This is a genomic window from Salinarimonas rosea DSM 21201 (assembly GCF_000429045.1).
Classification (GTDB): Bacteria; Pseudomonadota; Alphaproteobacteria; order Rhizobiales; family Beijerinckiaceae; genus Salinarimonas; species Salinarimonas rosea.
The window spans coordinates 39,582-57,024 of the sequence record NZ_AUBC01000025.1; the positions used below are offsets into that span (position 1 = coordinate 39,582).

Genomic DNA, 17,443 nt, shown 5'->3' on the forward strand with positions numbered 1-17,443 from the left:
GGCGCTCAGCGGCAGGCGACGTCGACGACGATCTCGCGCCGGTCGACGCGCACCGTCAGCCGGTCCCGGCGGAGCTCCTGCGTGTAGGCGTAGCCGGGCTCCTCGACCCGCAGCCGCCTGGCGCCGGAGGCGTCGAGCGCCGCCTCGAGGCGGCGCTCGGTCGCCCGCTCGCCGACGAGCCAGCGCGCCCGGCGCGCGTCGCAGGACGCGGGCGCGGCGCGCGGGGGATCGACGCGCGGGGGCGGGGGTGGCGGCGCGGGCCACGCCGGGTCCGGCCGCACGGGTCCCGGCCGTACCGGACCCGGCGCGGCGCCCAGGCGCAGATGGCGGCGGCTCGCCCAGCCGACGCGGCCGCGGTGCCCGACCTCGCACCAGGCGCGCACGCAGGTCCGCACGTCGACGAGGCTGCCGCGCGGCATCGCGGCGACGATCCGGTAGCCGGTGCCGGGCCCCTCGCGCAGGTTCAGGTCGGCGGTCGTGCGTGCCGGCTCCGCCAGCGCCGGACCGGCGAGGAGGAGGGCGCCCGCGAGCGCGCCGACGGCGCCGTTGCGCCGGCCCCGCGCGGCGGCCGCGCGGGTCGGCGTCGTCCCGTTCGCCTCGAGCTCGTTCGTCGTCGTCTCCATGCGTCTCCTCCAGTCGCCGGGAAGCCTCGTCGCCCGCGAGCCCCGTCGCCCGCGAGCCCCGTCACGCGCAAGCCTCGCGATCGGAACGCCGCGCCCCGGGACCGGGTTGCGGCCGCGCTCCCGTCCTGCATTCCCGTCTGTGCGTTCCCTTGCCGCCCGCCTTGGGCTAGGAGGGACCCCAGGCCCGGGAGACCGGGCGCCGAGCCGTCGAGATGAGGAGCGCGCACATGCAGGGCGTCACGGTCGTCGATCACCCCCTGGTCCAGCACAAGCTGACGCTGATGCGCGCGAAGGAGCGCTCGACCAAGGGCTTCCGACAGCTCCTCAACGAGATCGGGATGCTGCTCTGCTACGAGGTCACGCGCGACCTGCCGCTCGAGCACGTCACCGTGGAGACGCCGCTCGCGTCGATGCAGGCGCCGCAGATCGCCGGCAAGAAGCTCGTCTTCGCGCCGATCCTGCGTGCGGGCGTCGGCTTCCTCGACGGGATGCTCGACCTCGTGCCGTCGGCGCGCGTCGCCCATATCGGCCTCTACCGCGATCCCGAGACCCTGCAGGCGGTGGAATACTACTTCAAGGCCCCGTCCGACCTCGCCGACCGGCTCGTCATGGTGCTCGACCCGATGCTCGCGACCGCGAACTCGGCGGTGGCGGCGATCGACCGCCTCAAGCAGCGCGGCGCGCGGGACCTGCGCTTCGTATGCCTGCTCGCCGCGCCCGAGGGCGTCGCGCGGATGCAGGAGGCGCATCCGGACGTGCGGATCTGGACGGCGGCGATCGACGAGCGGCTGAACGAGCACGGCTACATCGTGCCGGGGCTGGGCGACGCGGGCGACCGGATGTTCGGCACCCGCTGACCGGCCGAGGAGCGCGCCCTCAGCAGGGCGCGACGCCGGAGAGCTCGACCTGGGTCGTGTTGCGCACCGGCCAGACCGTCTCGTCCCACAGGTCGATCGTGGTGAACAGGTTGTCCATGCTGAAGATCGGCCGATAGGGCATCCTCACCTCCGCCAGGATGAAGGACGAGCCGTCCTGGTCGAAGCCGGCGGGGATCGGCACGTCGCTGTTGGCGGCACGCGCAGTTCCGTTGGCGTTGGCGCGGCTCCAGCAGACCCACGCCGCCATCGGGTCCGGACCCGCGGGATCGCGCACGACCACGCTCGAGAGCACGATCGAGACCTCCGTATCGTCGTAGGGCTCGAGCACGACGGAGGCGGCGCGCATGATGCCCTGGACGTCGGCGGTGGTGACGGTCCCCACGCGCCCGACCAGGTCGGCGGCCGTGCGCCCGAGCAGCGTCACCTTGCGGTCCATGCTCAGGGCGACCGTGATCTGCGACATGCCGATGAAGAGCACCAGCATCACCGGAAGCACGAAGGCGAACTCGATCGCGGCGACGCCGGCGCGCGCCTCCGCGAAGCGGCGGGCGAAGGCGCGCAGGGCGCCCACGACGCGGATCGGTCGGGTCATCGTCGTCGTCTCCCTCAATTGCCGAACGGCTCGTTGCGGAAGGCGGCCGACGCCATGATCAGCCGGCGCCCGTCGGGGAGGTTGGCGCCCGAGCCGTCGAGGATCGTCGTGAAGACGGGGTAGTCGATCGCCGCGCGCACCACCACGACCTGCCCCGCGCCGGAGCTCTGGAAGGCGAAGGCGTCGTCGTCGATGGCGCCCTCGTCGTCGAGGACCGCGCCGAAGGTGACGCCGTCGAAGTCGCCGAAGCTGCGCACGTCGACCCGCAGCGTCGCCTCGCAGTCGAACAGGGCGACGACCCGCGCGCAGATCTCTCGCCTGAAGGCGGTCTGCAGCTGGGCCGCGTCGGTGATCGCCCGGTTCTCGGACTGGAACTGGCCGGTGTAGATGCGCCGCGAGGCGTCGGAGACCGCGGTCTCGAGCACCTGCTGCGTCCAGAACACCAGCGCCGCCTCGATGATGGCGAAGAGGAGCGCGAAGAAGGGGATCGCGACGAAGGCGAACTCGATCGCCGTCACGCCCTCCTCGTCCCTGCGGAAGCGCTTGACGAAGCGGAGCCGGGATCGGTGTGCGACGGAAAGGCCGTGCGAAACGCCGTGCGAATGGCCGTGTCTGGGCGCCATGGCTCTACCCCGAGAGTTCCGGGCGGCGCACGCCGGCGCGCCGCGCCGGTCTCACGAGTAGCGACGAAAGCTTTCCGTTCGGTTGCGCGACGATCCCGAATCTCGACGAAGCGCCCGGATTCCGGCGTGATCGATCACAGCGCCTCAGCGCGGGATCAGGACCCAGTAGTCCAGGTCGAGGATCACGCCCTCGGCATAGCCCTCGCCCTCGCGTCCCGCGAAATCGCCGCTCGGGCGGTTCTTCACGGCGACCGTGCGCAGGCGCAGCGCGCCGACGTCGTCGCGGCCCGCGAGCGGGCAGGTGGCGAGGACCTCGCTCCAGGCGCTCACGGTGTCGCCCGCGAACAGCGGCGCGACGTGGCGCCCGGCGTTGACGGCCGCCACCGTGAAGGCGTTCGCGAGCCCGTTGAAGGAGAGCGCCCGGGCGAGCGAGATCACGTGCCCGCCATAGATCAGCCGCTTGCCGAAGCGGCTCTTCTCGGCGGCCATCCGGTCGAAGTGGACCCGCGCCGTGTTCTGGTAGAGGCGGGTGGCGAGCTGATGCTCGGCCTCCTCCACCGTCATCGCGTCGACGTGGTCGATCCGCTCGCCGTCGGAATAGTCGCCGAAGCGATCGGCGGCGCCGGCGAGGTCGAAGTCGTAGCTGTCGATGGTGAGCGCCGGCGCGTGCCGGGCGATCTCGTCGGCGGCGACGACGGGCGCCAGCGTCGGCACGTGCGGCTCGGGCGCGGGGGAGGCGGGGTCGCGCTTGCGCACCAGCACCCAGCGGCAATAGGAGAGCACCCGCGCGCCGTCCTGGTTGAAGCCGGTCGTGCGCACCCAGACGATCCCGGTCTCGCCGTTCGAGCTCTGCTTGAGCCCGATCACCTCCGAGACCGCCCACAGCGTGTCGCCGGGATAGACCGGCGCCAGGAAGCGCCCCTCGGCGTAGCCGAGGTTGGCCACCGCGTTCAGGGAGACGTCCGGCACCGTCTTGCCGAAGACCGTGTGGAAGACGAGGAGGTCGTCGAGGGGCGCGCGGTCGTAGCCGATCGAGCGGGCGAAGTGCTCCGAGGAGGAGACCGCGAAGCGCGAGCCGTAGAGGGCGGTGTAGAGCGCCTGGTCGCCCACGGTGAGCGTGCGTGGCGTCGCGTGGCGGATCGTCTCGCCCAGCGAGAAATCCTCGAAGAAGCGTCCGGCGTTCGTCTTCATGGGAGCCCTCCGCTCGGGATGCGCGTGCGCACGATCTCGCGCGCCGGGGGCGGTCCGGTCAAGCGGGACGCGGGTGGCAAATGGACGAAGGCGCGACGTTCGGGTCTCGTCCGCGCCGGCGCTCGCCTGCGCGAGCCCTCGCCGGCTCGGCCTTCGCCCGCTCAGCCCTCGCCGACCAAAGCGAGGTCGTCGCGGTGGATCATCGCGTCGCGGCCGCGAAAGCCGAGGATGGTCTCGATCTCGCCGGTCCTGCGCCCGGCGATCCGCCCGGCGTCGTCGCGATCGTAGGCCACGAGGCCGCGCGCGATCTCGCGCCCCGCCTCGTCGCGCACGCACACGGCGTCGCCGCGGGCGAAGCCGCCCTCGACGCGCTTGACGCCCGCCGGCAGCAGGCTCGCCCCCGCGCGCAGGGCCTTGGCCGCGCCGGCATCGACCACGAGCACGCCCTTGGGCTCGAGCGCGCCGGCGATCCAGGTCTTGCGCGCCCGCTCGGGGGAGGATTGCGGCGCGAACCAGGTGCAGCGCGCGCCGCCCGCGACCGCGCGCAGCGGGTTCTTCGGCCCGCCGTGCGCGATCAGCATGGCGGCGCCCGACGCGGTCGCGATCTTCGCAGCCTCGATCTTGGTGCGCATGCCCCCGCGCGAGAGCTCGGACGCCGCCCCGCCGGCCATCGCCTCGATCTCGGGCCCGATCCGCTCGACCACGGGGATGTGCGCCGCGCTCGGATCGCTCGCCGGCGGCGCGGTGTAGAGGCCGTCGACGTCGGAGAACAGCACGAGCAGGTCCGCGCCGATCATGGACGCGACGCGGGCGGCGAGGCGGTCGTTGTCGCCGTAGCGGATCTCGCTCGTCGCCACGGTGTCGTTCTCGTTGACCACCGGCACGGCCCGCATCTCGAGCAGCTTCTTCAGGGTGGCGCGGGCGTTGAGGTAGCGCCGGCGCTCCTCGGTGTCGCCGAGCGTCACGAGGATCTGCCCGGCGGTGATGCCGTGATGGGCGAGCACCTCGGCCCAGACGCGGGCGAGCGCGATCTGCCCGACGGCGGCCGCGGCCTGGCTCTCCTCGAGCCGCAGCGGCCCGGCGGGCAGCGCGAGCACGGAGCGGCCCATGGCGATGGCGCCCGAGGAGACGACGAGCACGTCCGCCCCGCGGGCGTGCAGCTCCGCGATGTCCTCCGCCAGCGCCGCGAGCCAGGCCGCGTTGAGCCGGCCGCGGGCGCGGTCGACGAGCAGCGCCGAGCCGACCTTGATCACGATCCGGCGGTAGGAGGCGAGGGCGGGGGGGTGCGTGGCGGCGTGGGGGGCGGCGGCGGTCACGGGGCGGATCCTGGCGCGGAGGCCAGGTCGGTGTGCCCGAAATCGCCGCCCTTGTACAGGAGCGGCGCGGCGGCCCGTCTTGCGACGGCGTAGGCGAGGCAATCGCCGAAGTTCAGCCGCGCCGGGTGGTCGCGCCCCTTGCCGAACCGGCGGAACGCGTCGGCGGCGAGGAGGAAGTGGTCCTCGTCGAAGGGCACCACGGTGACATTGGGCTGGGCGATCAGCGCCTTGATCGCGGCGAGGGCCTCCTCCTCGCCGCGCCGGGTGGAGACCACCTGATACAGCTCGACGAGGGTCGGTGCACCGATGATGCAGGCCGCGCGCTCGAGCCACGTCTGAAAACGGGCGCGGTCAGGCTCGTCGAGGAGAATGGCTGCCAGAACGGACGTGTCGACGGACACCCTCGACCCGTCCGTCATATGGGGAGGCCATTCTCGTCGTACATGTCGGCATGATCGTAGCTGCCCTCGGACGGGTGACCACGATTGATCCAGGTGATCAACGCGTTCAGCTCCGCGCGCCGCCGCGCAATCGCCGCCTCCGAGAAGATATCCTCGCCTTCGACGGTCGTCTCTCGGCGTCGCGCCGCGATGTCTCTCCTGGCCGCCTCGATGATCGCATCCGCAGAGCGGTTCTCGGGGTCTCTCGGAGAGCTTCGCGCCGTGAGGTCGGCCGGGCCGTCGACAGCTCCTTCGGAGTCGTCTCGCGCGTCGCGGGGAGCCAGCGCCGCATGGCGCTGCGCCATCGCGCGAAGCGCTTGCTCGACCACCGCATCGACGCTCTCGCCCGTCTGCTCCGCGAGCCGGTGCGCCGCGTCGTACGCCGCATCGCTGTGGACCTTCAGCTCACGACCCATCGCGCCCTCCCGTCACCGTCCCGAGGATACGCATCTGCAACCCCAGCGTCAATGCACGACGGATATACCCGTCTCGTGCGTCACGGCCGCCACTCCGCCGCGGGCGCCGCCTCCTCGCGCTCCTCCGCCGCGAGCTCCGACACCTCGGCGAGGATCAGGCGCAGCGCCGTCTCGACGCCGGTGCCCGACACCGCCGAGAGCACGAGCGGGGTCCGCCCGCAGGCGCGGCGCAGGCGCTCCTTCTGCGTCTTCAGCGTCTCGGGGTCGAGCGCGTCGGCCTTGGAGAGGGCGACGATCTCGGGCTTGTCCTCGAGCCCGTGGCCGTAGGCCTCGAGCTCGCCGCGCACCGTCTTGTACGCCTTGCCGGCGTGCTCGCTCGTGCCCTCCACGAGGTGCAGCAGCACGCGGCAGCGCTCGACGTGGCCGAGGAAGCGGTCGCCGATGCCGGCGCCCTCGTGGGCGCCCTCGATCAGGCCGGGGATGTCGGCGAGCACGAACTCGCGCTCGTCGACGCGCACGACGCCGAGCCCCGGATGCAGCGTGGTGAAGGGGTAGTCGGCGATCTTCGGCTTCGCCGCCGTGGTGGCGGCGAGGAAGGTCGACTTGCCGGCGTTGGGCAGGCCGACGAGGCCGGCGTCGGCGATCAGCTTGAGGCGCAGCCAGATCCAGCGCTCCTCGCCCTCGAGCCCGGGATTGGCGCGGCGCGGGGCGCGGTTCGTCGAGGTGGTGAAGTGGGCGTTGCCGAAGCCGCCGTTGCCGCCCTTGCACAGCAGCACGCGCTGGCCGACCTCGACGAGGTCCGCCAGCACGGTCTCGCCGTCCTCGTCGAGGATCTGGGTGCCGACGGGGACCTTCAGGATCACGTCCTCGCCCGAGGCGCCGGTGCGGTTGCGGCCCATGCCGTGCACGCCCTTCTGCGCCTTGAAGTGCTGCTGGTAGCGGTAGTCGATCAGCGTGTTGAGCCCCTCGACGCAGTGCGCCCAGACGTCGCCGCCGCGCCCGCCGTCGCCGCCGTCGGGCCCGCCGAACTCGATGAACTTCTCGCGGCGGAAGGAGACGGCGCCGGCGCCGCCGTCGCCCGCCTTCACGTAGATCTTGGCCTGGTCGAGGAACTTCATCGGGCGTCTATCCTGGTGGGTACGGCCCCGCGGCGGATCACTCCGCCGCGAGGAAGAGGGGACGGCCCGCGGCCGTGGAGGCGGCGGAGCCGGACGCCGGCGCGGCCGGCGCGATCTCCGCGACGTGGAGGTCCGGGGCCTCGGCCGTCGGCGCCCAGCCGTCGCGGCTCCAGGCCTTGAGGCTCGCCCAGTCGCGGCGGCTCAGGCGGAACGTGTCGACGGGGAAGCGGCCGCGCAAGGGTGAGTCCTGGAAGCCCGGCCCCTCGGCGAGGAAGCCGCACTTCTCGAGCACCCGCTGCGAGGCCGTGTTGCCGACTCGCACCGAGGCGGAAAGCGCCTCGATGCGGGTGAAGGCGAAGACCGCGTCGATCATCGCCCGCGTGGCCTCGGTCGCCAGCCCACGGCCCCAGAAGGGCCGGCCCAGCCAGTAGCCGAGCACGGCCTCGCCGGAGCCGTTCGGCTCGACGCCGATCATCCCCAGGAGGCGCGTGGGCTGCGCCTTCGGCGCCAGCGCCAGCCGCAGGCTCTCGCCGCGCAGGGCCGCCGCCCGGCTCTCGATCACGAAGGCGTCGGCGGCCTCGCGCGGGTAGGGATGCGGCAGGCGCGCGGTGGTCTCGGCGACGGCGCGATCGCCCGCCAGCGTGGCGATCTCGCCGGCGTCGCCGTGGCGCGGCCAGCGCAGCCACAGCCGTCTGGTCTCCAGCCGGAAGACGTCGTCGCGGGTCAGGTCGGGGAACATGTCTCGGCTCCGGGTCGCGGCGCCGAACCCCTCGCGGGAGGCCTGGAGCGCCGAATGAGAAACGACGAAGGGGAGGTGGCGCCCCACCTCCCCTCGTCGGTCTCTCCGAGAGCCTGTCCCGCCTGGGGCGGGTCCGGCGTGTCTCTCGAAGCTCTCGCTCGGGTCTGGTGGGACCGGCGGGAGCTTCGGGGTCAACGCTCGCTCTCGCCGCTTACTCTGCCGCCTGTGCGGCGGGAATCACGGATACGAAGGATTTGCCGGCTCGCTTGCCGAACTGCACGCGCCCGTCCGTGAGGGCGAAGAGCGTATGATCCTTGCCGCAGCCGACGTTGAGGCCCGGGTTCACGCGCGTGCCGCGTTGGCGCACGATGATGTTGCCGGCCACGACGGCCTCGTTGCCGAACTTCTTGACGCCGAGGCGCCGACCTTCGGAGTCGCGACCGTTGCGCGACGAACCGCCAGCCTTCTTGTGAGCCATGGGTCTACTCCCGTCTCGTCTCTCGCCTTGCGATCGCGGGCTCGCGCCGCGCCGATCGCGCAGAATTCGTGGTTCAGGCCTCGGCGGTGTCGCCCGCCTCGGCCTCCGGCTTCGCCGTGCTCACCGCCTTGCGCGGCGTCGCCTCGGCCTTGACCGTCTTGCCGTTCGCCGAGATCTCGACGATGCGCAGGGACATCAGGTCCTGGCGGTGGCCCCGCTTGCGCTTCGAGTTCTGGCGGCGGCGCTTCTTGAAGGCGATGACCTTCGGCCCGCGCGTGAGCGCGACCACCTCGGCCTTCACCGACGCGCCGTCCACGGTCGGCGCACCGACCTGGACGTCCTCGCCCTCGCCCACCATCAGAACGTCGAGCTCGACGGTCTGGCCCGGCTCGGCGGAGAGCCTCTCGATCGTAATCACGTCCGACGCGGCAACGCGGTACTGCTTGCCGCCGGTCTTGATCACTGCGAACATCGTTTTCTCCTCGTGTTCGATCCGGCTCTCCGCGCGGTCGCCAGGGGCGATCGACGGGACCGGCTTCTTTGCAGCATCCGGCATCCCCCGCGCGCGAACGCGCTGCGGGAAGCGAGGGAGGTAGTCGCAAACGGCGCGCCTGTCAACGAAAGATGCGCGCGGGTGATGTCTCCGTTTGAATTTTGAGGCGCTCGTTTTCGGATCGGTTCATTGGCCTATGCACCCGTGGCCGGCGCGCCAAAGAAAAACCCCGCCGAAGCGGGGCTCGTGTTTAGGCGCAGCTTTTTTGCCGTTGTGCGGTCTCGCGTAGCGTTGCCCGAAGCGCGAAATCGTCCAGATTGAGATGCTCGTTGGCAGATCGAATTATCGCCGCCTCTACCACATGCTCTTCTCGCAGAGTCCCTCTCAGGTGCATCCAAGTGGCGACGGCCTGCCACTGGTAAAGCGGACTCTCAGATGTGACCCGAACCGCCGGGGCTGGGAAGCCCTCCCCCCGCTGCTCTTTAGCGTAGAGACTGACAGCCGCTCGTGAGAGATTCGTCCGGTGCGCAATCTCGGAGAGGCTTACCAACGGGTCTGGCTCGACCCGGTCAACTGCCGCGCCCGCAGCCCGCACGTCGGCTATCGCTGAAGAGATCGCCTCGTCCAGAGATACTGCCTCTCGCGCGAAGTCGATTATTACGTGTCCTCTCTGGAATGAGACGGTCGCGTCATCGCAGCCGGCGTCATAGAAGCGGCTCTCAAAGTCCTCGGCCTTCGGGTCTGGGCCTGATGCGATGATGCTGAACTCAAACGTCTTCATCGTCGGCCTCCTTCTTATGCGGGCAGCGGTCCACTGCCCGGACGATCTGGCGTGCGTGATTCCCACCGTTCTTGGGGGTTCCGTTTACGCCGACTTGGCAGCCGTCGCGATCGGCCTTGGCGCAATAGAGCCGGCCCCAGTGACCCTGCTTGCGCAAGCTCCAGCCCTGCGATTCGGCATACGCCACGGCATCCTCAACCTCCTTGTTGGGGTGTCGCGACCTAGACATCACGCCACCGCAAAATGACGCCACCGTCAACATATGTCAACACAGGTCGTTCCCCAATTTCCTGACGCGGTAAAGCGTCGCCGAAAGCTCTCCCGACGGGCTTCATTAAGTCCGGGGTGTATGAGGCTCCCGCTTCCCTGGCTTCGGCAGACTCGCCTCAACCAGCTCCGCCACATCCTCCATGGACCAGAGGCGGTCCGGCATGCCAGCAGCCATCGCAGGTGTGAGCTTGTGCCCCTTGTGGATCTTAACGAAACGGTACCACACGGTATAGAGCGCAACCATATGGGCGTGGTTCTCGAACTTCTCCGAGAAGGCGCTCGTCAGCCGCGTGAACCGGCGCATCTGCATCTGCGTGGTGAGGTTCTGGCGCTCGGCGTAGGACGTGGAAACGTGCTTGCGATCGGGACGTCCCTCGACCGTTTCCTTGCGAGCCCCGACGCATTTCGCGGGGCTGCTCGCTCTTGGGCATCCCCGTAGAGCTTCACAAGCATCGCATAATCGACGCCCGCGCCGAACGCCTTCTCCACCGCCTCGAGGTACGCCTTGTGACCGTCCAACGTGAGCTGGACACGGCCGGCGAGCCGATCGGCAACGTCCTGCATGGCCTCGAAATTCAAACTGAGACATCACTTGCGCGCGAGCCGCATCTCGATCCCGCATCTTGGTCCCGGGTGTCGATCGTCGGTCGCGGGCTCCGGCTCGCCCCGGAAGCGCGGAAAAGCCTTGCGCCGGAGCCGCCGGCCGGCCACATGGGACCCGCGAGGCCACGTCCTCCCCCCAGCGTCGGGTTCAGGTCCGGGACGGCCCGGCTGCTCCGTGGAGGGCGCTGTCGTGGCTTGGCTCATCCTTTTCGTCGCCGGATTGTTCGAGGTCGTCTGGGCCTTCTCCATGAAGCAGTCCGACGGCTTCACGCGCCTGCAACCCACCATCGTGACTCTCGTCGCGATGGCGATCAGCTTCGGCCTGCTGGCATGGTCGATGCGGGTCCTGCCGCTCGGCACGGCCTACACGATCTGGACCGGCATCGGCGCCCTCGGCGCGTTCGTCGTCGGCATCACGGTGCTGGGCGAGCCCGTCAACGCCACGCGCCTCCTCGCCGCCGCGCTCATCGTCGCCGGGCTCCTGCTCATGAAGCTGTCGAGCGCAGGCTGAAGCCGGCACCCGCAAGCGACGGCGACGCCGCCGGTCTCACGGGTCGAGCCGCCCCGCCGGCGGGTCGGCCTGCGGGCGCATGGCGGGGGAGACCGCCATGGGAACGCGCCGGCCGCTCCCCGGCGCCGCGGCGAGCGCGCCGTCCTCGACGACGACCTCGCCCCGGCGCAGCACGGTGACCGGCCAGCCCGTCACGGTGCGGCCGGCGAAGGGGTTGTAGCCGGTGCCGTCGTGGAGGTCGTCCGTCCCGAACGTGCGCGTCGCCGTCGGGTCCCAGATCGCCACGTCGGCATCGCAGCCGGGCAGGAGCCGGCCCTTGCCGGCGAGCCCGAAGATGTCCGCCGGCGCCGTCGCGGTCAGCGCGACGAAGCCGTCGAGCCCGAGCCTCCCCTTCGTCACCATGGCGTCGAACAGGAGCGGCAGGCGCGTCTCGAGCCCGGGCATGCCGTTCGCCATGCGGGTGAAGGGCGCGTCGCGGCCGTGGGCGTACTTGCCGGTCTCGTCGAGGCGATAGGGCGCGTGGTCGGAGGAGACGAGGTCGAGGTCGCCGCGCGCGAGGCCGGCCCACAGCGCCTCCTGGTCCGCCGTCCCGCGCTGGGGCGGCGAGCACATCAGCCCTGCGGGCTCGACGGCCGCGCTCGCGAAGTCGGCGGCCGTCATGAACAGGTAGTGCGGGCAGGTCTCCGCCACGATCGGCGCGCCGCGCCCGCGCGCCTCGCGCACCACGCCGACGCCCTCGGCGCAGGAGACGTGGAACAGCATCACCGGCTGGCCGGTGAACTCGGCGAAGCGGCACATGCGCGAGAGCGCCTCGATCTCGGCCGCGCGCGGGTGCGAGATCGGGTGATGATGCGGCGCGATGCGGCCGCTCTCGACGAGGCGGCGCACCATCCAGCGGATCAGCCCGTCGTTCTCGGCGTGGACGCAGACGATGCCGCCGTGCGCCCGCGCGGTCCAGAGCACGTCGAGGATCTCGGCGTCGCCGACGCGCACCTTGTCGTAGACGGTGAAGAGCTTTATCGAGCGGTGGCCGGCCGCCATCAGCGCCGGCAGGTCGGCCGTCAGGTTCTCGCCGGAGACGTCCGAGACGATGATGTGGAAGGCGTGGTCGGTCATGGCGCCGCGCGCGGCCAGCGCCTCGTAGTCGGCGACCACCGTCGAGAGCCGCATGCCCGGGTGCTGGGCGGCGAAGGAGACGGTCGTCGTGGTGCCGCCCATCAGGGCCGAGCGCGTCGCGGTCTCGAACGTGTCGGCGTTCATCAGGCCGGCGCCGGACAGCTGCTCGATGTGGCAGTGCGAATCGACGCCGCCGGGCAGCACGAGCTTGCCCGCGGCGTCGATCTCGCGCCGCGCCGGGCCGAGCCCCGCGCCGAGCGCGGCGACCTTGCCGTCGCGGATCGCGAGATCGGCGTCGACGCTGCCCCCGCCGGTGGCGACGCGGCCCCCCCTGATCACGACGTCGTGCATCCCGCGCTCCCCTCGCATCCCGTGGCCTCGTATTGCTTGCATCAGGATACGGCGTGTATACACTGATGACAAGCGGGCGCGATCCACGACGCCCGCGGCGTGCGGAACGCGCGGGGAGGCCGGCGTCATGCGCCACGATCGGACGACCGCGGAGGCGAGCCCCAAGCTCGGCGACGCGACACACGAGCGCCTGCGCGCGATGATCCTGTCGGGCGAGCTGCCGGCCGGGATGCGCCTGCAGGAGAAGCCGCTCGCCGAGCGCCTCGGCGTCTCGCGCACGCCGGTGCGCGAGGCGATCGCGCGGCTCTCGAGCGAGGGGCTGGTGTCGCGGGTCGCCGGCAACGCGCCGACGGTGAGCACGGTCTCCGTCACGGAGATCATGGAGATCCTCCACGTGCGCCGCCTGCTCGAATGCGAGGCGGCGCGCCAGGCGGCGACCGTGGTGATCTCGCCCGAGCCGTTCCTGGAGATGCGCGCCCGCGTCGAGCGCTTCCTCGGCCCGACGCGGCCGGACCCCGCCACGCACATGCGCCTCGACGAGGACCTGCACGGCGGCATCGCCCGCGCGTCGGGCTCGGCGCTGCTGCACGACATGATCCTCGGGCTCAAGCTCAAGACCCGGATGTACGACAAGGGCTCGATCCCCGAGCGCTTCGAGCCCGGCTGCCACGAGCACATCGCCATCCTCGACGCCATCATCGCCCGCGACCCCGAGCGCGCCGAGGCCGCGATGCGCACGCATCTGGAGAACGTGCGCGCCGGCATCCTCGTGCATCTGTCGCGTCTGTTCTGAGGCCTGCCCGAAAAAGCGCCACGCTGCCCGGAGCAGGTCGTTGACAGCGCACACACCGTGTATACCATCTCCATACGTAAGCCATCCGGAGAGCGCGACGCATGACAGAAGAAGCGGCCAGGCACGCGCCGGACGGGACGCCCGCGCGCCCGCAGGCCCCCGTCGAGCTGGCGATCACGTTCCTCTATTATCGCGACCTGCCCCGGGCGATCGCCTTCTACGAGGGGGTGATGGGCTTCGGGCTCGCCATCGACCAGGGCTGGTCGAAGATCTACCGCATCGCGGATCGCGCCCATGTCGGCCTCGTCGACGAGACCCGCGGCATGCATCGCGCCGCCGACACGAAGCCCGTGCAGCTGTGCATCCGCGTGCCCGACGTCGACGCCTGGCACGCCTGGGCCGCGGCCAACGGCGTCGCGAACCTCACCGAGCCGCGGGATTCCGCGTCTCTCGGGATCCGCGCCTTCGTCTTCGACGACCCGGAAGGCTACCAGATCGAGGTGCAGAGCGCGCTCGCCTGAGCGCGCAGCCGTCCCGCTCCCGCACGGAGCGCCCCCGGTTTCCACACGAAGAGGGCGGGAAACGCCCCTCGGCCAGACCCAGAGAGGACCCACGACCATGCATGCCCGCACGCCCCTCCGGCACCTCCTCGCCGGCGCCGCCCTCGCCGCCGTTCTCGCCACGCCCGCGCTGGCGCAGGACGCGGAGAAGACCCTCACCGTCGGCCTCACGGCGGACGCCGTTCACCTCGACCCGCAGGCGGGCGAGGAGCTGTCGTCGAACATCATGTTCTACCACATCTACGACCCGCTGATCCGGCGCGACGCGAACCTGAACTTCGGTCCCGGCCTCGCCGAATCGTGGGAGCTCGTGGATGACACGACCTGGCGCTTCCGGCTTCGCGACGACGTCACCTTCCACAACGGCGAGCCCTTCACCGCCGACGACGTCGTCTTCACGCTGGAGCGCCTGAAGGCCTCGCTGATGGCGAACCTCGCCAAGAACATCGAGAGCTTCTCGGCGATCGACGACCGCACGGTGGAGATCGTGACGTTCCAGCCCTACGCGGCGCTGCCGAACGACCTTGCCGCGATCCTCATCCTCAACCGCGAGCACGTCACCGGCGTCGGCGAGGAGCAGGTCGATCTCCAGCCCGTGGGCACCGGCCCCTACGAGCTCGAGGAGTGGGTCAAGGAGGACCGGCTCGTCCTCGAGGCGAACGAGGACTACTGGGCGGGCGCGCCCGAGATCGACCGCGTCGTCTTCCGCCCGATCACCAACCCGGCGACGCGCACGGCGGCGCTGCTGACGGGCGAGCTCGACATCGTGCAGGACCTCTCGGTGCGCGACGTCGAGCGCGTGCGCCGCGAGGACGGCTTCGAGGTCATCACCCGCCCGAGCCTCTTGAACCTCGTGCTCGCGCTCGACATGCGCGACAAGTCGCCGACGATCCCGCTCGACACGAACCCGATGCAGGACAAGCGCGTGCGCGAGGCCATCGCCCGGGCGATCGACGTCGACACGCTCTCCAAGATCGTCATGAACGGCCTCTCGACGCCCTCCGAGCAGTACGTGCCGGAGACCCATATCGGCTATGTCGAGGGCGCGAGCTTCCGCGAGATGTATCCGTTCGACGTCGAGCGGGCGCGCGCGCTGATGGCCGAGGCGGGCTACCCGGACGGCTTCGAGATGACGCTCGACGCCACCAACAACCGCTACGTCAACGACGCGCAGATCGCCCAGGCGCTCGCCTCGATGCTCTCCCAGATCGGCATCGATCTCGAGCTCAACATGATGCCGCGGGCGAACTTCTTCGGCTACATCCGCGTCCCGTCCGAGCAGTCGAGCTTCATCATGTCCGGCTGGGACGTGCCCTCGGGCGATGCCGGCTCGATGTACGCGGTGATGTTCTACACCCGCGGCCAGAAGGAAGGCTACGGCCAGGTCAACCGCGGCTCCTACTCGAACCCCGAGGTGGACCGGCTGATCGAGGCGGCCGACTCGACGCCCCGCATCGAGGAGCGCGACGCGCACCTCCAGGAGGCGACCAAGATCCTGCTCGAGGACATCCCGATGATCCCGGTCCACTACGAGCAGGACATCTACGCGGCGCGCGACGGCGTCGTCTTCGAGCCGCGCACGGACAAGTTCCTGTGGGCCTACGAGATGGACGTGCAGGACTGATCGTCCCGATCGTCACCGCGCGGCGCCGGGGCAGCCCGGCGCCGCGTCTCGTTCCAGGCGCCGAGGAACCGCGATGCTGGCCTATGCGATCAAGCGGCTCGTCCAGATGGCGATCGTCCTCTGGGCGGTGTCCGTCATCGTCTTCCTGATGATGAGCTTCACCGGCGATCCCGTCTTCATGGTGATCCCGATCGATTCGACCGACGCCGAGATCGAGCAGGCGCGGCGCATCCTCGGCCTCGACCGGTCGATGCCGGAGCAGTACTGGCTCTTCCTGCAGAACCTCGTGCAGGGCGATTTCGGCCGCTCCTACGTCTTCCGCCAGCCGGCGATGGACCTCATCCTCGAGCGGCTGCCGGCGACGCTGGAGATCGTCGTCGTCGCCATGCTGATCGCCGCCGTCGTCGCGATCCCGCTCGGCGTCTATGCCGGCGCGAACCCGGGCAAGCCGCTGAGCCGGCTCATCATGTCGGGCTCGCTGGTGGGCATCTCGCTGCCGGGCTTCTGGGTCGGTATGATGCTGATCTTCCTGTTCGCGGTGGAGTGGCGGCTCCTGCCCTCGTCCGGGCGCGGGGACACGGTGGAGGTGCTCGGCATCGAGACCTCGCTGCTGACCTGGGACGGCTGGACGCACGTCGTCCTGCCCTCGGTGACGCTCTCGCTCGGCACGCTCGCCATCATCCTGCGCATCACCCGCGCGGGCATGATGGAGGTGATGCGCCAGGACTACATCAAGTTCGCCCGCGCCAAGGGCGCCTCGCGCAAGGACGTGCTCTACGGCCACGGCCTGCGCAACGCGCTGATCCCGGTGGTGACCATCTTCGGCCTGCAGATCGGCGACCTCATCGCCTTCGCCACGATCACCGAGACGATCTTCGCCTGGCCCGGCATGGGCAAGCTGCTGGTCGACTCGATCTACCGCGCCGACCGGCCGGTGATCGTCGTCTACCTGATGCTGGTGGCGCTGATCTTCGTCGTCATCAACCTCGTCGTCGACCTCGTCTACACGGCGATCGACCCGCGCATCACCGTGAAGTGAGGAGACGACGATGGGCCAGATCCTCGCCTCGCAGTTCGTCTACAATTGGCGCCGCAACGTCTCGGCGATCGCCGGCAGCGCGATCATCCTCGCCTGCGTGCTGATCGTGCTGTTCGGCCCCCTCGTCGCGCCGCAGAACCCCTACGACCTCACGCAGCTCAACCTGCTCGACAGCTACAAGCCGCCGGCCTGGATCGAGGGCGGGGACCCGCGCTTCCTGCTGGGAACGGACGGGCAGGGCCGCGACGTGCTCTCCTCGATCCTCTACGGCACCCGCGTCTCGGCGCTGATCGGCATCGCCGCGATGCTGATGGCCTGCACCATCGGCACCGTGCTGGGGCTGCTGGCCGGCTTCTACGGCGGGCGGCTCGACGCCTTCATCATGCGCGTCGCCGACGTCCAGCTGTCGTTTCCCTCCATGCTGATCGCGCTCTTCCTGATGAGCGCCTTCGGCACGGGCATCGACAAGGTGCTGATCGCGCTCACGCTGGTGGGCTGGGTGGTCTACGCCCGCACCGTGCGCGGCTCGACGCTCGGCGAGATCCAGAAGGAATACGTGCAGGCGGCGCGCGTCGCGGGGCTTCGCGACGCCAAGATCATCCGCCGCCACGTGCTGCCCAACGTGCTCACTCCGCTCATCGTCATCGCGACGGTGCAGGTGGGCACCTTCATCCTGATCGAGGCCTCGCTCTCCTTCCTGGGCGTCGGCGTCCCGATCACGCAGCCCTCGCTGGGGCTCTTGATCAAGAACGGCTTCGACGTCCTGTTCTCGGGCCTGTGGTGGACCTCCGTGTTTCCCGGCCTGATGATCATGGCGATGGTCTTCGGCATCAACCTGTTCGGCGACTTCCTGCGGGACGAGCTGAACCCCCGCCTGAAATGAGCCGC

The 17,443-nt window shown here is 70.5% G+C and carries 21 protein-coding genes and 1 pseudogene; 7 read left to right on the forward strand and 15 right to left on the reverse strand.

Annotated elements, in window-relative coordinates; all coding sequences use genetic code 11:
• Window positions 1-5 precede the first annotated feature (5 nt).
• Window positions 6-623, reverse strand: a complete 618-nt coding sequence (locus G407_RS30655; protein WP_052341510.1) for an I78 family peptidase inhibitor — start codon at window positions 621-623, stop codon at window positions 6-8.
• A 227-nt stretch (window positions 624-850) separates the two neighbouring features.
• On the opposite strand from G407_RS30655, the gene upp reads away from it, so the two are divergent.
• Window positions 851-1,480, forward strand: a complete 630-nt coding sequence (gene upp, locus G407_RS0117335; RefSeq protein ID WP_156917625.1) for a uracil phosphoribosyltransferase — start codon at window positions 851-853, stop codon at window positions 1,478-1,480.
• Between the two features lie 19 nt (window positions 1,481-1,499).
• Here upp and G407_RS28370 read toward each other — a convergent pair whose 3' ends face one another.
• The 13 genes and pseudogenes from G407_RS28370 to G407_RS32605 form a co-directional block, all read right to left on the reverse strand.
• Window positions 1,500-2,093 (reverse strand): TadE/TadG family type IV pilus assembly protein, encoded by a 594-nt coding sequence (locus G407_RS28370; RefSeq protein WP_052341511.1) that lies wholly within the window; start codon window positions 2,091-2,093, stop codon window positions 1,500-1,502.
• A 14-nt stretch (window positions 2,094-2,107) separates the two neighbouring features.
• Window positions 2,108-2,611 (reverse strand): TadE family protein, encoded by a 504-nt coding sequence (locus G407_RS28375; protein ID WP_052341512.1) that lies wholly within the window; start codon window positions 2,609-2,611, stop codon window positions 2,108-2,110.
• 249 nt (window positions 2,612-2,860) lie between these two features.
• A complete protein-coding gene (locus G407_RS0117350) occupies window positions 2,861-3,907 on the reverse strand; it encodes a MaoC family dehydratase (protein ID WP_029031843.1) in 1,047 nt (348 codons plus the stop codon).
• Between the two features lie 161 nt (window positions 3,908-4,068).
• Entirely contained in the window at window positions 4,069-5,223 is a 1,155-nt protein-coding gene (proB, locus tag G407_RS0117355; RefSeq protein WP_029031844.1) for a glutamate 5-kinase, read from the reverse strand.
• Window positions 5,220-5,624 (reverse strand): type II toxin-antitoxin system VapC family toxin, encoded by a 405-nt coding sequence (locus G407_RS0117360; RefSeq protein WP_029031845.1) that lies wholly within the window; start codon window positions 5,622-5,624, stop codon window positions 5,220-5,222. The genes proB and G407_RS0117360 overlap by 4 nt, the downstream gene beginning before the upstream one ends.
• A 14-nt stretch (window positions 5,625-5,638) precedes the next feature.
• A complete protein-coding gene (locus G407_RS0117365; RefSeq protein ID WP_029031846.1) occupies window positions 5,639-6,079 on the reverse strand; it encodes a hypothetical protein in 441 nt (146 codons plus the stop codon).
• Window positions 6,080-6,159: 80 nt separating this feature from the next.
• Window positions 6,160-7,197, reverse strand: a complete 1,038-nt coding sequence (gene obgE / locus G407_RS0117370; protein ID WP_029031847.1) for a GTPase ObgE — start codon at window positions 7,195-7,197, stop codon at window positions 6,160-6,162.
• 37 nt (window positions 7,198-7,234) lie between these two features.
• Window positions 7,235-7,936, reverse strand: a complete 702-nt coding sequence (locus tag G407_RS28380) for a GNAT family N-acetyltransferase (RefSeq protein WP_084327608.1) — start codon at window positions 7,934-7,936, stop codon at window positions 7,235-7,237.
• Window positions 7,937-8,147: 211 nt separating this feature from the next.
• Window positions 8,148-8,414 (reverse strand): 50S ribosomal protein L27, encoded by a 267-nt coding sequence (gene rpmA, locus G407_RS0117380; RefSeq protein WP_029031848.1) that lies wholly within the window; start codon window positions 8,412-8,414, stop codon window positions 8,148-8,150.
• A 73-nt stretch (window positions 8,415-8,487) separates the two neighbouring features.
• Window positions 8,488-8,886, reverse strand: coding sequence for a 50S ribosomal protein L21 (rplU, locus tag G407_RS0117385; protein WP_029031849.1), 399 nt, complete (start codon window positions 8,884-8,886; stop codon window positions 8,488-8,490).
• A gap of 271 nt (window positions 8,887-9,157) precedes the next feature.
• Entirely contained in the window at window positions 9,158-9,688 is a 531-nt protein-coding gene (locus tag G407_RS0117390) for a helix-turn-helix transcriptional regulator (RefSeq protein ID WP_029031850.1), read from the reverse strand.
• Window positions 9,675-9,875 carry a hypothetical protein gene (locus G407_RS31255; protein ID WP_342418140.1) on the reverse strand — a complete coding sequence of 67 codons (201 nt, stop codon included), beginning with the start codon at window positions 9,873-9,875 and terminating at the stop codon, window positions 9,675-9,677. Before G407_RS31255 ends, G407_RS0117390 begins: the two co-directional genes overlap by 14 nt.
• Window positions 9,876-10,022: 147 nt before the next feature.
• A pseudogene (locus G407_RS32605) lies at window positions 10,023-10,516 on the reverse strand (IS1 family transposase); the annotation flags it as partial.
• 235 nt (window positions 10,517-10,751) lie between these two features.
• Here G407_RS32605 and sugE point away from each other — a divergent pair.
• Complete coding sequence (sugE, locus tag G407_RS0117400) at window positions 10,752-11,072, forward strand: quaternary ammonium compound efflux SMR transporter SugE (RefSeq protein WP_029031852.1); 321 nt, start codon at window positions 10,752-10,754, stop codon at window positions 11,070-11,072.
• 36 nt (window positions 11,073-11,108) lie between these two features.
• Here sugE and hydA read toward each other — a convergent pair whose 3' ends face one another.
• Entirely contained in the window at window positions 11,109-12,539 is a 1,431-nt protein-coding gene (gene hydA / locus G407_RS0117405) for a dihydropyrimidinase (protein ID WP_052341513.1), read from the reverse strand.
• A 127-nt stretch (window positions 12,540-12,666) separates the two neighbouring features.
• Between hydA and G407_RS0117410 the strand changes: the two genes are divergently transcribed.
• The 5 genes from G407_RS0117410 (at window position 12,667) to G407_RS0117430 (ending at window position 17,438) form a co-directional block, all read left to right on the forward strand.
• Window positions 12,667-13,332, forward strand: a complete 666-nt coding sequence (locus G407_RS0117410) for a GntR family transcriptional regulator (RefSeq protein WP_029031854.1) — start codon at window positions 12,667-12,669, stop codon at window positions 13,330-13,332.
• A gap of 101 nt (window positions 13,333-13,433) precedes the next feature.
• On the forward strand, window positions 13,434-13,853 hold the full coding sequence (locus G407_RS0117415; protein ID WP_052341514.1) for a VOC family protein: 420 nt from the start codon (window positions 13,434-13,436) through the stop codon (window positions 13,851-13,853).
• A gap of 97 nt (window positions 13,854-13,950) precedes the next feature.
• The gene (locus tag G407_RS0117420; RefSeq protein ID WP_029031856.1) at window positions 13,951-15,516 is read left to right on the forward strand and encodes an ABC transporter substrate-binding protein; all 1,566 of its coding nucleotides are present in this window, start codon (window positions 13,951-13,953) and stop codon (window positions 15,514-15,516) included.
• Between the two features lie 73 nt (window positions 15,517-15,589).
• Window positions 15,590-16,555, forward strand: coding sequence for an ABC transporter permease (locus G407_RS0117425; RefSeq protein WP_029031857.1), 966 nt, complete (start codon window positions 15,590-15,592; stop codon window positions 16,553-16,555).
• Window positions 16,556-16,565: 10 nt separating this feature from the next.
• Window positions 16,566-17,438: an ABC transporter permease gene (locus G407_RS0117430; RefSeq protein WP_029031858.1), complete on the forward strand. Its 873-nt coding sequence runs from the start codon at window positions 16,566-16,568 to the stop codon at window positions 17,436-17,438.
• Window positions 17,439-17,443: the final 5 nt, after the last annotated feature.